The sequence below is a fragment of the Streptomyces sp. McG3 genome (assembly GCF_018619185.1).
Taxonomy (GTDB): domain Bacteria; phylum Actinomycetota; class Actinomycetes; order Streptomycetales; family Streptomycetaceae; genus Streptomyces.
In genome coordinates this window covers 1-13255 of the sequence record NZ_JAAXYC010000222.1, presented here as the reverse complement: position 1 = coordinate 13255, position 13255 = coordinate 1, and the positions used below count along the sequence as shown (strand labels likewise).

6 protein-coding genes, 1 tRNA gene and 2 pseudogenes are annotated in these 13255 nt (G+C 72.4%); 6 read left to right on the top strand and 3 right to left on the bottom strand.

Features of this window, described 5'->3' with window-relative positions; translation table 11 throughout:
- A pseudogene (locus tag HET64_RS27850) lies at positions 1 to 537 on the top strand (acyltransferase); the annotation flags it as partial.
- Entirely contained in the window at positions 538 to 1158 is a 621-nt protein-coding gene (locus tag HET64_RS27845) for a hypothetical protein (RefSeq protein WP_215109913.1), read from the top strand.
- 219 nt (positions 1159 to 1377) lie between these two features.
- Here the strand turns inward: HET64_RS27845 and HET64_RS27840 are convergent, their stop codons facing one another.
- Positions 1378 to 2466, bottom strand: a complete 1089-nt coding sequence (locus HET64_RS27840) for a helix-turn-helix transcriptional regulator (protein ID WP_215109912.1) — start codon at positions 2464 to 2466, stop codon at positions 1378 to 1380.
- A 10-nt stretch (positions 2467 to 2476) separates the two neighbouring features.
- Positions 2477 to 2794: a hypothetical protein gene (locus HET64_RS27835; protein WP_215109911.1), complete on the bottom strand. Its 318-nt coding sequence runs from the start codon at positions 2792 to 2794 to the stop codon at positions 2477 to 2479.
- Positions 2795 to 5002: 2208 nt separating this feature from the next.
- Here HET64_RS27835 and HET64_RS27830 point away from each other — a divergent pair.
- The 4 genes and pseudogenes from HET64_RS27830 (at position 5003) to HET64_RS39310 (ending at position 12025) form a co-directional block, all read left to right on the top strand.
- Positions 5003 to 6964 carry a hypothetical protein gene (locus HET64_RS27830; protein ID WP_215109910.1) on the top strand — a complete coding sequence of 654 codons (1962 nt, stop codon included), beginning with the start codon at positions 5003 to 5005 and terminating at the stop codon, positions 6962 to 6964.
- Positions 6964 to 7377: a hypothetical protein gene (locus tag HET64_RS27825; RefSeq protein ID WP_215109909.1), complete on the top strand. Its 414-nt coding sequence runs from the start codon at positions 6964 to 6966 to the stop codon at positions 7375 to 7377. Before HET64_RS27830 ends, HET64_RS27825 begins: the two co-directional genes overlap by 1 nt.
- Before the next feature lie 592 nt (positions 7378 to 7969).
- On the top strand, positions 7970 to 11746 hold the full coding sequence (locus HET64_RS39705; RefSeq protein WP_215109908.1) for a hypothetical protein: 3777 nt from the start codon (positions 7970 to 7972) through the stop codon (positions 11744 to 11746).
- An 82-nt stretch (positions 11747 to 11828) separates the two neighbouring features.
- Positions 11829 to 12025 (top strand): annotated as a pseudogene (locus tag HET64_RS39310) (helix-turn-helix domain-containing protein).
- A gap of 107 nt (positions 12026 to 12132) precedes the next feature.
- Here HET64_RS39310 and HET64_RS27815 read toward each other — a convergent pair.
- Positions 12133 to 12209 (bottom strand) — tRNA-Met (locus HET64_RS27815).
- Positions 12210 to 13255: the final 1046 nt, after the last annotated feature.

Sequence of the window (13255 nt, the reverse complement as noted above, 5' to 3'; positions counted from 1 at the left end):
CGCCCCACCTGGCACCACCCCGACCTGCCCGACCCGATCGGCAACCGCCGCGAAGACGGCCCCGTCCTCCTCGACGACGCCACCATCCGCCTCCTCATCCGCTGCGCCCGCCTCGGCCTGTGCGAGGCCCCACACATCACCGAATGCTGGACCTCCGGCACCAGCGAAGGCCTCCTGGAAAAATTCCGCCGCGTCCTGACCGAAGCCCGCGAAAAAGCCATCAAAGCCGACGACGCGGTGACCATCGAATACATCAAAGCCATGTACTCAAAATTCACCTCCACCATCGGAGAATCAAGCGTCAACCGCGACATCCGCCGACCTGACTGGATGCACATCATCCGCTCCCAGGCATTCGCCAACCTCTGGTATAAATCCCACCGAGCCCACAGCAACGGCCTGACCGTCGTCCGCGTCCGCGGCACCGACGAACTCCACGTAGCAGGCGACTGGCGCACCGTATTCACCGAAGGCCGTCTCACCACCCAGATGAAACAAAAAGACCAATACCCCCTGCCGAGGAAGAGCGCCCGATAGATGTCGACCGACGGATGGAAGAACTTCGGCAACTACGGCGCAGACCGCGACCCCGGAAACGTCCACGGAAAAGTCGCCCTCGCCCGCGCTCTCGAAGACGCCCTCGAACGCATGATCATCGACGGCGGAATCAAATCCCCAGTCGACACCCGCCGCGGCCTGAAAGCCCGCATGCGCTACCTCACCACCACCAAAAGCGGCCCCCAAGCCCTAGCCAACGCCGGCATCCACGCCACCCCCGCCACCATCCGCGCCTGGACCCGCGGCACCCAGCGCCCACGCCCAGCCAACCTCGAAGCGATCGACACCGCCTACTGGAACCTACGAGCCCACAACGTGCTCACCAACCCTGGCGCCCTCAAGCAACACCTCAACCGCAACGGCCGCGGCACCCGCATCGAGATCCACCCCGTCAACCAGACCACCGTCGACGAGCCACGCCGCCGCGACAACCTGAGGATCCAGCACCGGCAGGTCCGCTACATCTGGGACGACGCCGTCGACGCCCTCGTCGCCAGCGACCTGGACACCATGGAAGACCTCTGGGACGACGTCATCGCCGAGCTCGACTCCGACTGGGGCGCCTACACCTACGTCTCCTACATCGGCATCGGCGCCTGACATGACCACTGACGGTCTGCGAGGGAGTGCCAATTGGACCTCGTCGTCTGGGCGTCAGTGGCGCAGGTGCGATGCCATCGTCGTTGGTGCGGACGGGTGGTGCTCACCCGTTGTGGCATGAGTGACGAAGAGCCATGTCATTCTCATGCGACCACCAGCCTCGCCGCCTCTCCGTGCTCGTGGGGCTGCTGCTCACCGTGCTGGTCGCCACCGTGGTGGTCAGGCGACGCGGGCGTCGGCCTTGGGCGGTGGCGGTTCTGGGACGCGGGCGCCCGTCAACGCCGGGGGAGGGCCGGGCCGTTGCTGGTGGGTTTTGATCTGGTAAAGGACCGTGCCGGCGTCGGGGGTGTGGGTGATGAGGTCGATGCCGTGGTCGTCGGTGGTGCGGGCGATGACGGGGGTGTCGGGTGGGGTGGTGCCGTTGCGGTGTGCTTCCCGGCTGGCCGACCGGTACATGACGGCGAAGGCGTCCGCGAGTACCTGGACGCCCGCGGCCATGACGGTGGGAGCGTTGCGGATGCCGGGGTCTGCGGCGAGGGCTTCGATGGCCGGTCTGATGCCTGCGGCCAGCCGGTCGACGTCGTAGCGGGCGCGGTGTGCGGCGAGGCCTTCGATGGCCGGTCTGATGCCCGCGGCGAGCCGGTCGAAGTCGTAGTGGATGCCGATGTCTGGTCCGCCGTACGCCAGGGGGACCGGGTGGCTGCGGCGGATCAGCTGCGTGAGCTGCCTGCGCGGGGGTGCGGGTCGGGTGCCGCGCTGGGCGGTGACGTGCTGGTAGGCGTCGAGGTACGGGCGCTGTGCGGCCGGATGGATGCCGCACACGGTGAAGAACGTGATCAGCTGCTCGCGGCTGGCGGGCAGGGCCTTGCGGTTGACGATCCGCCAGGCGGTGGCGAGCGGCACCCGTGCCCGGCCCGGCCGGTCGAAGTCGCGCAGGGGCGGGGCGCCGGCCCGTTCGTAGGTTTCGACCAGGACGAGGCTGAAGTCGCGCGCGTCGCGGACGAGGTTGGGGGCCGGCGCCTGGAGCGCGCGGGGCTTGCCGCGCTGGGCGGTGCGGCCGAGGGCGTACAGGCGGCGGGCCTTGTCCTGGTCGGCCGGGCTGGCGCCGCAGGCGCGGACGTAGGCGTCGAGGACGGCCGGGGTGGGGGCGGCGGTGCCGGACTCGGCGCGCTGGACGGCGCTGCGGGAGATGTTGGCGGCGTGGGCCACGGCGCGCTGGGGCAGCCGTGCGGTGTGGCGCAGGGCGGTCAGGTGTTCGGCGAGGTGGGCGAAGGGGCGCTCCGCGTCGCGGGCGGGGTTATGGGTCATGACGGACCGCCTACTTGCCCGCGTCGCGCACGGCGGCCTCGGCGAGGACGGCGAGCAGACGGCGGCCGCCGCCGGCCGCGGCCAGGGTGGCCGCGCCGATCGCGCCCAGGCCGCCCAGCAGTGTGAAGACGCTCTCCAGCGGGGTGTCGGCGAGGAACAGGCCGCTGCCCAGCGCGAGGACGCACAGCAGCAGGATCAGCGCGTGCGTGGGGCCGAACCGCCCCGCCGCCGGGGCCGGTTCGGCGCTCTCCGCCGCCGCGGTGGCGGTGTGGGTGCAGGAGCAGGGCGCGGCCGGTGTGGCTGGGCGGGAGGCGAAGGTGTCGCTCATGGTGCGCAGGACTCCGTCCTGACGGGGGCCGCCGGCAGAGTGCCGGGGCCCGGGGTACTGGTCGCAAGGGTGCGCGGCCCAGGGGCAGTTGGACCCTGCCGGTGATCGGGCTGCGCGGCACAAGCCTTCCACGCACGGCGGTCGCCCCGCCCCGCACCGCGCCCCTTATAGCCGTTATGAGAAGTTCTGGCCTCGCGGGTGTTCCCCGCCTCGCAACCGAATCAGCGGCCCGGCCGGGGCGGGAACACCGGTACGTCGGCGGTGAATTGCCGGGGCGCCGCCTCCGAGGCGGCCCACCGTTTGTTCCAGCCGATTTGCGGTCTGGGCCCCTCCACCAAGACGGTGGTGGACAGCACGGCACCGGCGGCGAGTCCGCCGGTGTCCTCCTGACGGCTCCTGGTCGCAAGCCCGAACCCGTTTTGAGGACTCTGGCAGGCGCGTTGGACCCGCGCCCGCCGACACGTCGGTCCGGCACCGCCCTCGGTGCCGGACCGACGCGCATGCCCGCCACCGCACCGGCGCCCGGCCGGGGTGCCGGTACGAGGGGTGTTCTGCTACTCACCGCCCGCCCGCGAACCGGTGCTGTGCTCCTCCCCGCCCGCTGCCGGTCCGGTGAGTGAGCGTTGTTGGCCGGCTGCGCCGCGCACGAACATGTCGACATCGCCGCCGGCGTATCCCGTCTGGCCGGCATGGAGGCGGGACACGAGGGGCTGCGCCGTCCGCCGGTACCTCTCCGGGTATGCGGGGCTTCCCGGCCGCTCCCGGGGGCCGGTCGGCATTATGACCGACCGGACCCCGGACGCATCCCGCCCCGAGGCGGTTCAGCAACTGCTGGGCGGGGACGGGCAGGACGGCGCCGGAGCGACGACCGGGGTCTGCCGGCCGGCGGCTGGGACGCCAGGCCGAGCCCCACAAGGACCGCCGCGACGGCGGCACCCGCCGTGATCGCCATGTACAGGTCCCCGCGGGGCGGGATCTCGCTGCTGCGCCTCTTGGTGTCGAGGTAGACGGCGACCAAGGGTTTCTCCTGCTGCCTGTACGAGGGGGCCGGGGGACCCGGACACCGGGAGCTCCTGGGACATGGCCAGCCGCCAAGCAAGGACCGTGTTTCCAGGGCTCTCCCGTATGCGCGGGCCCGTGGACACCAACGACGCTACCGGCAGGGTCTGACAATGAGACGTCCGTGCCAAAACCCTCCTGGCCAGGCCTGTTGTCAGTGCCGTGAGCGCCACGACCGACCGCCCCGACGCGCCGACCGGCACCATCCCCTCCTCCCGCACCGGGGCCGACGGCCCCGGTCCCGCACCTCACCGACCAGGGTCCCGGCAGGGACCCGGCCCCCACCCCCACACGGCCCCCGACAGGGGGCACGCCTCACGCCGGCCAACGGCCGGCCCGGCGTTCGACGCGCCGCTCTCCGCCCGGCCGCGCCCCGGACCGCCCGCGAGGGGTCAACTGACCTTCCTAGTGCGGTGGTTGACCTGCAGTTCTGGTCGAAATCTGCGTATGGGTGATCGGCTGGAGCGGGTTGGAGGCCTTCGAGCGGACGCCGCCGGCGGCGCGAGCGTCGTACGGCGCCGACCGGGTCCGAGGGAGCGACCAGCGCAACTCGGCGTCCCGGCCCGGGGATTCGTCCGCCGTACGGCGGACGTGCTCCCGGAGCCGGGGGAAAGCGCGGGTCTCCGTACGTCGTGGAACGGGTCCGGTTCTGCTGCTCGTCCACCCGCCGCGCGCCGTACGCGCCGTGGCGAGGCTGTACGACGGTGTCGTCCGCGGCGCCCCGGCGGAGCGGACGTCGAGGTGACCCGCCGGCCGTACGGTAGGCGACCCCCACTCAGCCCCTGACGGGCCGTCGGGCGAGATCGTGCAGGTCGCAGCCGGTCGGATCGGAAAGACCGTCAACTCGCGTACTGCGCCCGTTCGGATGGGCGTACCCTTTTGTCATCGTCGCCGCCGAGGGCGGCCTGTTGTGCAGCCGGTGGACACCGCGGTATCCACCGGCAAGACCTGAGTACGCCGCCCGCACGTCACGGGGCGGGTACCCGGATCCGCCTGCGGGTCACCGAAGCGACGCCGGGTCAGCCCAGCGACGGACCGCGGTCCTCACCAGGCGGGCACGGGTGCGTTGCGCTCCGATGGCGCTCTGCTCGCGTACGCCGGTCACCGGCCGCGAGCCCGCCTCGCGCCGGCCCATTCGATTGAGGCCCTGTGAGCACCATCGACATCCCTGACGAGCACGACGACATCGACGGCATCGAGGTCATCGACATCCGCTCCGGCGACCGCTCGACGCCGTTCGAGCACCGCGTCGAGCCGGTCAGCAAGACCACCAAGGCGATCAAGTTCCTCGAGAGCGCCGGCGTCCAGATCTCCCCTGCCGCCGTCCGCCGGATCGCGTTCGGAGCGGTCGAGCCTGGACTCCTCGAAGGCGCCCGCCTGGAGCGCCACCGCGTCGAGACCGGCTGGCTGAGCGTCATCACCTACCGCGCGTACACGCTGCTGCTGTCCCCCGCGATTGAGAACGACCGGCTCCTCGACGAGGCCCACTACGCGGCCGACCCGGACACCAGCGACCACCAGCGGGTCCTGTCCATGCCCACCGCGCACGACACCGACGCCACCCTCGTCTACGCCGACGCCATGGACGACCTCCTCGCCGCCATCGACCGGGCGTCCAAGGGCGTGAGGAAGAACAACCCGCAGGAAGTCGGCCGGCGCATCGTGGAGCGGCCCCTGACGGCCGTCCCTGTCACCTTCCTCAACCCCGGACGCCACCCCGACGACGACCTGAGCCTCGTCGACGGCAACAGCCGCTGGGCGTCCTGCACCGCCGACATCAAGGTCCCGTCCAGCTCGATCCGCCCCACCAACGCCAAGGACCCCGACAGTCTGCTTCCGTCCCACCTCATGCGGCTTCCCCTCGCCGAGCGGCGGGATCTCGTCCGGGAGATCGTCAAGAACGCCCACCGCGACATCAACGCCGCCACCGGCACGAGCAGGGCCGCCTGTGCCAAGCGCGACCAGGCCGCCAGGCTCCTCAACGCGATGACCGTCCCGGTGCAGGTCATCGTCGGCTACACCGACGACAACCCGACCATGGGCATGGGACGCTTCCCCGTTGCGGTCCGCTCGCTGCTGATGCGCATGAACGTCGGGGTGAAGTCGTTCGATCCGTCCTCGAAGAACAGCGTCACCGCCGAGGAGATCGTCACCGCCCTGTTCGATGCCGGCGAGCTCGGCGACAACGCCCAGGCCGTGCGGGACGTCCTCCTCGGCCGCGCCGACGTCACCGACGCCATGAAGTCCCTCGGACTCAACTCCGCCTTCCGCGACCTGCGGTTCACGTACGTCGTTCAGCAGCTCACCCGCAAGGAGCCCCGGCTGAACGCGGTCATGGCCGCGAAGCTCGACAAGCGCCGCCTCCAGGTCACCCACCGCAGCGGCCCGATCGTCGAACTCGGCCTGCGCTCCTACTCCAGCCTCCCCAAGGAGAAGCTGGCGCCTGTGCGCACCGCGCTGGACACCGGCTGCCTGTGGCAGGCCCTCGCCGACCATGAGTGGTCCGTCGAGAACATCGACAACGACCAGGCCGTGGACGACCTCCTGGAGCGCGCCGACAACGGCGACGTCCCCGCCCGGCTGCTCCTCGGCGTGATCGCCATGGTCACCCTCGTCACCAGCGGCTACCTCCTCGCGCCAGGCGGCTCCGCCGAGCAGATCGTGGGCAACATCAAGGTCATGCGCGCTGGCGTCGGCACGGTCATCAAGACCGTCCTCGACACGAAGGAGGGCCGGCAGGTGCTCGCCGACGCGATCAAGCGGATCCGGGCCAACCTGCGCCCGCGGTGGTGGGCCGACGGCCACCTCGTCGAGCAGGACGGCTGGAAGGGCAGCGACTTCAACGCCCACCTGCGCCTCGCCGCCAACCACGGGTTCGCCCCTGAGGGCTACCAGAACGATCCCACCGCCACCGAACTGGAGGACAAGGCCCTCACGGCCTTCCAGATGTCCCTCACCGCGGCCGGCGCCGACCTCGACGACCTGATCGCCCTGCGCAAGATGAACGGCACCACCACCGAACTCTCCTGGACCGTCGTGGAGCCGTCCTTCAAGCAGCTCAGCTTCATGGGCAACGACCTCGCCCGCATCGCCGAGGGCGAGCCGCGCTGATGACCGACACCACCTGGGCCGGCGTCGTCGTCATCACCGACGAGCGGTACGCCATGCTCGCCCGGCTCGCGGGCCAGTGGCTCGTCGAACCGCAGCCCGAGCCGATCCCCATCGGCGAGGACTCCGGGTACGAGGACAAGGCCATCTACATCGCGGTCAACCGCAACGGCAACGCCTGCTACTGCGGGAAGACCGCCCCCACCCGGGCCCTGAACCGGGGGGCCGCCGCGACCAGGCTCGGCCTGCACATCAACGGCAGCACGTCGAAGCGGGACGAGTGGGTCGAGTACTGGGTGATCCCGCTGCGTGACGCCACCCCCGGCCACGTCGTCTCCGCCCTGGAAAAAACCGTGGCCGCCCGCCTCGGCATTCCGCTCGTGCACCGGACGCGCATGCCGCGCCGGCGCACCTGACCCCCGACCGGCCGAAACCACAGCCGACACCGGAAACACACATGGGCCCCCGCACCGGGAGGACGGTGCCGGGGGCCCACCCGCTCCGGGGCCAACAGCCCCGGTCCCGCACCCGAGCCGACCAGGGTCCCGAAAGGGACCCGGCCTTACCCCGCACGCGGCCCCCGACAGGGGGCACGCCCCCGCCGGCCAACGGCCGGCCTCTTCCCGATCGAAGCGCTGCTCCCCGTCCGCCCTTGCCGCGGCTGCGCACCAACCTGACCACCAGGGCACTGGGCGCCGCCTGAGGGGCTTTCACAAATTCACACACTTTCACGCACGCGCCCATGCGAGAGCGTGCGGCCGTACGGCGACGCCCGCCATGTGCTGCGCCCCGGGCGAGGCCGTACGCCGGGTGCCCACCGGGACCCGGCCGTGGTGACGAGCAGCAGCCGGCCGTGTCGTACGACCGCCTTGCCTCGGTGCGCGCCGAGGCGGGCAGGGCGGTGTCGGCGGCCGGCACGTGGGGAGGAGCGGCAGGTCGGGCGGGTGGCTATGGCGGATTCGCCATAGCCGGTCCGCCGGTGGTGGCCGGCGGGTCTACGGTGCGGGGATGAGCGACGAGGTGGCGCCGGCCGGCGCGAGCGTGCTGCCCGAGGTCGACGACGTCCTCGCGGACGCCCTGACGGCGCAGGGGGAGGCGGGCGTACGGGCGTTGGGGCTGCTGCGGGACGCCCACCGGGTCCTGGCCGGGGCGGGGTTCGTACGGCCGGCGGAGGTGGCCGCGGCGTGTGTGCGGTCCGCGGCGGACGCGCTGCTGGGCCTGCCCGGTGCCCCGGTCACGGTGGGACTGAAGCCCGCAGCGGAAGGCCTGCTGGCCGCGGTGGATGCCGTCGCGCCCCCCGCCGCCGAGGTTTCCGGGCCGGACGGGCCGGCCGGGCCGGCCGTCCCGGCAGGCGCCGCGCCCTCGGCCGGTGCGGCCTCCCCGTCCGACGGGCCGGCCGCCGAAGCCGGCACCGCCGATGCCGACGACGCGGCTGGTGGCGCGTCCGCCGGGGCGAGTGCGGCGTGGGAGCGGGTGACGGCCGCCGCGGACGTGCTGCGCGACGAGCTCAACCGCCCGGGCCGGTATCACCAGGCGCGGGCGCGGGGCATCGTCGAGCGGCTGATGGAGGTGGAGCTCGGTGCGGCGCAGGAGACGGCGCTGGATGTGTGGGGGACCGTCTACGGGGTGGCCTCGGGGATCCTGCACGGCCGTGCGGCCCACGCCGGCGAGGCCGCCGTCCTGTACGCGGACATCCTCGGCGCGGCCCGCAACCTGCTGGTGCCGCTCCCGGACCGTGCGGCCCGTGTCCTGGAGCTGGTCGCCCTCCAACACCCGGAAGCCACCGAGGCGAAGGAGCTCGCCGGCTGGGCGGACCCGCGCGCCACCGACTACTTCTTCCGCTCCGGCCCGGCCACGGCGTGGCTGAACGTGCTGCAGGAGCACGCGCCGCACCTGCTGATGCCGGACGGGGCGGCCGGCGGACGGTGGCCGGCCGCCCCGTTCCTCGACCACGTCGCCGCCGCCGACCCGGATGCCGTCCGCACCTGGCTGAGCGAGCCCGCCGACCAGGGTGCCCCCGGTGTCCTGCGGGCCCAGCAGATCGCCGCCACCGGCCGCCTCGCCCTTAACGCGCTGCTGGGCGTGGCCGTACGCCGCTGGGACGCCGTCGATGCCGCCCAGCTCCAGGCCGTGTTGGCCGGCCCCGGTGTCCGGGACGGGGGCGGCCTGGAGGTGGGGGCGACCCTGCGCCTGGCCGCGAGGTGGGCCCGCGCGGTTCCGCGCGCCGAGCGGACGGGGCAGTGGATCGGTGTGGTGGAGGAGCTGCTGACCGGCGCGGTCGAGGACGAGCACACCGGCCACCTGGCACTGCGGACCGTCGCCGAACGCGCCGCCGCCGAGACACAGACCTCCGGCGGCGCCGCCGGGGAGCCTGCGGCGGCCGGTGTGGTGGACGAGAAGGAGATGCGCGAGCTGGCCGCCCTGGAAGGCGCGTTCCGTCTACCCGATCACGACGTCGCCATGCTGGTACGGGAGTTGGCATGCACCGCCTACCCGGCCGGCCACCGCGGCCCCGCGCACCGCAACATCGGCGCCGTCCGGGTGGTCCTGGCCAAACTGCTCGCCCACGATGTCGAGTTGACCGCCGAGGAGGCCCGGCCGGTCGTCTTCCACGCCGACCTGGACCGGGTGCGCCTCGGTGACACCGCGGCGTTCGGCGGGCCGCGGCTGGCGCGCGCCGTGCTGGACGTGGCCGCGGCGGACGCGGACGCCGGCACCGGCCTGGCCCAGCGCACCCGCCAGTTCCGGCGGGTGGCCGGCCTCGATGCCCGCCTCCACACCCGCCTGATGGCCGCGCACCTCGCCCACCGTCCACCGGCCGCCGGCGCCCTGGACGGCCAGGAATGGTGGCAGGAGGGCCTCGCGCTCGTCCCGCAGGCCCTGGCCGCCGGTCCCGACCCGGAGCCGGCCCGCCTCGTCGAGCTGCTCCTCGCCGCCTGCCCGCCCGAGCACACAGCGCAGCTGGAGTCGGACGTCCGTACGGCCCTGGGCACCCCGCCGCCCGCCGCCCTGGTCGAGGAGGTGCTGCCCGCCGACGCCGACCAGGCCGACGGGAGGGCCGAGCCGCTCGTCGGCTGGCTGCGGGTGTGGGACTGGTCGCCCGTCCTGACCTCCACGGTCCTTCAGGGCTGGGAGCCGTTCCTCCAGGCGCTGCGCCGCCTGGAGCCCGCCGGCCCGTCCGACCCACGCGCCCAGGCCGTGCTGGAACAGAGCAAGACCACCACGGCCCTTCAGGCCGAGAACCTGGTGGAACTGGCGGCCGGACAAGGGCCGGTGGCCACCGCGGCCCGGATCGCCGCCGCCCCGGACGCCGGCGACGACGGGTACGCCATGGTGCTGCACCGCCTCGTCGCCGCCGACCCGGCCACCTGGACGACCGACGTGCCCGCCGTCCTGGCCGCCCTCAAGCTGCCGGAGCTCGCCGCGTTCTACCTCGCCGCGGCAGCCGTCCACGCCGACCACCCCGGCGCCTTCCCCTCCGGCGCGCTGCCGGCGGCCGTCGCCGCAGCGCTCGAGGTACGCCGCGGCCTCGGCGAGATCGCCCCCACCGTCGGCTCCGACGGCGTACGGCGCCGGCCCGCCGGGGTGTTCTTCGCCGACCAGGCGCTGTTCGACTTGTTCACCGCCGCCTGGCGCGCCGATGCCCTCGCCGGTGACCAGGACAAGGACGCCATGGCGTACCTGAAGGCACTGGTCACCCCGCTCACCCGCCCCGACGGGGCCACCGCCCCCGCCGCGGAGACCAAGGACGGCACCACCACCTCGGTCACCGCTACCCCGGCCCCGGCCGGCGGCCTGGGCGCCGCTGCTTCGGGAACCGCAGGAGAGGCGACGACGCCGACGCTGGTGGGATCGGATCCGGAAGTCCGGTCGCTGGGCTGCCTGCTGGAGTACGCCGTCCACCGGGCCCGTACCGCCGGCGAGATGCCCGAGGACGTCCTGGACACGATCGCCGGCGTCCTCGCCGCGCACGCCGGCCAGGAGGCGGTGGCCACCGCGATCGGGGTGCACCTGCCGGCCCTGCACCGGTACGCGCCCGCGTTCGCCTCCGCCCACCGCACCGCCCTCTACGGGATCGAGCCCGGCCGGCCGTCGCCGGCCGCCTCCTGGCTGCGCTGGGGAGGCCCCGACGGGCAGCTCCTCGCCGCCCTGGACCGCGCCGAGCTCCTCGCCGCGCTGCGCGAGGTGCCCGGCGCCGCCGAGCACCTCGCGCACGCCCTCCCGGCCGACCCCGCCCTCCTGGGCGAACCCGCCGCCTGGTGGACCGAGTTGGCGGCCGGCCCCGGCGACGGCGTGGCCGCGGTCTCCCGCCTGCTGGAGGCGATCGCCGCCCGCACGCCGCACACCGGCGACGACGGCCCGCTCCCGCCGGCCGAGCAGACGCGGGTGGGGGCGGCGGTGGACCTGTGGCGGGCCGCGCTCGCGGCCAGCCTGCCACAGGGGGCGCTGGCCGGTGCGGGTGCCTTCGCGGACGCGGCCGTGGAGGAGACTGTGTGGCTGGAGCTGATGCGGGCGAGCGCTGAGCACTCCCCGGTCCTGACCGACGCCGATCTCGTCGCCGACCGCGCCGCCGCCCACCCCGACCGCGCCGACGCCCTGCTGCTGGCCGCGCTGCTGGTGGCCCAGGCGCCCGGGACGTGGCGGGAGACGGCCGTACGACGCAACGCCCGCGCCCTGCTGGACGCCGCAACCGCGCTGTCCCCCGGCGAACTACCCCACGGGGTGGGGGAGTTGAGGGCGGCGCTGGTCAACGCGGGCGACGTCGGCGCCGCTGCCCGCCGGTGAGCCGCCCGGCGCCGCGCCCGGCCCACCGCGGCGCCGGCCGCAGCCGTTCACGAGTACGAGCACGAGCCTGAAGGGAGCCGACATGCTGGGAATCCGCGTCCACATCAAAGGGCCGGCCCGACAGAAGATCGGCGCCGAGCTGAAGAAGGCGTACGACAAGGGACCCTCGCCCAGGGCTGCAACAGGTCCTACGGCTTCGTCCACCGCCTGCTCACCGAGGCCGGCACCACCATGTGCTCGCGCGGCGGCCCGAACAGTCGGAGCCGGAAAGCCCGTTGACGCGTGACGCCACCCCGGATACGCCCCCGCGACGGCGTACGACGCGGGAACGCTGCTCCGGAACGGTTCCGGCCCCCGGCGACGTGATGTCACCGGGGGCCGGATCGTGGTAGCGGGGGCGGGATTTGAACCTGCGACCTCTGGGTTATGAGCCCAGCGAGCTACCGAGCTGCTCCACCCCGCGTCGGTCTGACCAGGGTAGTGGATGTCGGCGGGACCGGCGGGGTATTTCGCGCTGCGGCGCGGCGGAAGCTGCGTAGCGCGCTGCCGGCGGCGAGCGGGCATCCGGCCGGGGCAGCGGAGTTGAGGACGTCGCTGGACGGTTCTGGACGTCGCCCGGGTCTGAACGGTCGTACGACCGCGTCGGGCAGCTGCTCCCGCTCGCACGACGGTCACCGGCTCGCGGTGCCGTGAGGCCGCCCAGCGGAGGCACGCTGATGGTCTGCGGGGCAGTGTCAGTCGAACGTCGTCGTCCGAGCGTCAGTGGCGCAGGCGCGGCGATCTGGTCATTGACACTGACGGGTGGCGCTCACTCCGTTGCTGGCATGAGTGACGAAGAGCCATGTCATTCTCACGCCGACCGCCACGAGGGCCGACCAAAGAAACCCGAGCACAAGAAAAACGAGCTCCGAATTAGATCCTGATATTCTGCTTCGCGACACAACGATTCACCTCTTTGGAGAACACCATCCGGAGAGGATCAGTACAGAATACCCAACACCCCACCAGAAAGCAGATAATGTAACGCGATTGAATACACCAGAAATGTGCGCCGCTCTCGGTGAGTTACATAATCCCTCTGGGAGATTTTCTGTCACCTTTTCGGGCATCGAGTGTTTCACAAGAGGTCCAGACCACTACACCCAGCACGAAGAGTAGCCGTTACATAAATTATGTACCGGCCTGAGAGCGTTACATAATGGGTACACATCAGGTGAAGGAGAGGCGCCCGGAGGGCGCTTCAACGCAAGTCAGCTCCACCTTGTCACTAGCAGTCGAGCACCCCAAGAGATAAAACCGCAGGTCAAGAGCGTATGAGAGCACCAAAGCCAAACGATGCCGCTACTCCAATTACGTAACGGGCCAGCGAGGGCCGGCACTCGTTCCCCGCCCTAGCCAGCCTGTAACGCCGCGGAGCGGCGTTACAAACCGTCGCGGAGCGACGGTGCAACTCTCCGTCACGTAGTGACGGCGCGGCATGTCTCCGGAGGCTGTTTCTTATACACATCT

Bases quoted from the DNA above. Each gene is read 5' to 3' on its own strand.
- HET64_RS27840 (WP_215109912.1), bottom strand. From the start codon at position 2,466: ATGACCCATAACCCCGCCCGCGACGCGGAGCGCCCCTTCGCCCACCTC.
- HET64_RS27825 (WP_215109909.1), top strand. From the start codon at position 6,964: ATGACCGACACCACCTGGGCCGGCGTCGTCGTCATCACCGACGAGCGG.
- HET64_RS39705 (WP_215109908.1), top strand. From the start codon at position 7,970: ATGAGCGACGAGGTGGCGCCGGCCGGCGCGAGCGTGCTGCCCGAGGTC.
- HET64_RS27845 (WP_215109913.1), top strand. From the start codon at position 538: ATGTCGACCGACGGATGGAAGAACTTCGGCAACTACGGCGCAGACCGC.
- HET64_RS27835 (WP_215109911.1), bottom strand. From the start codon at position 2,794: ATGAGCGACACCTTCGCCTCCCGCCCAGCCACACCGGCCGCGCCCTGC.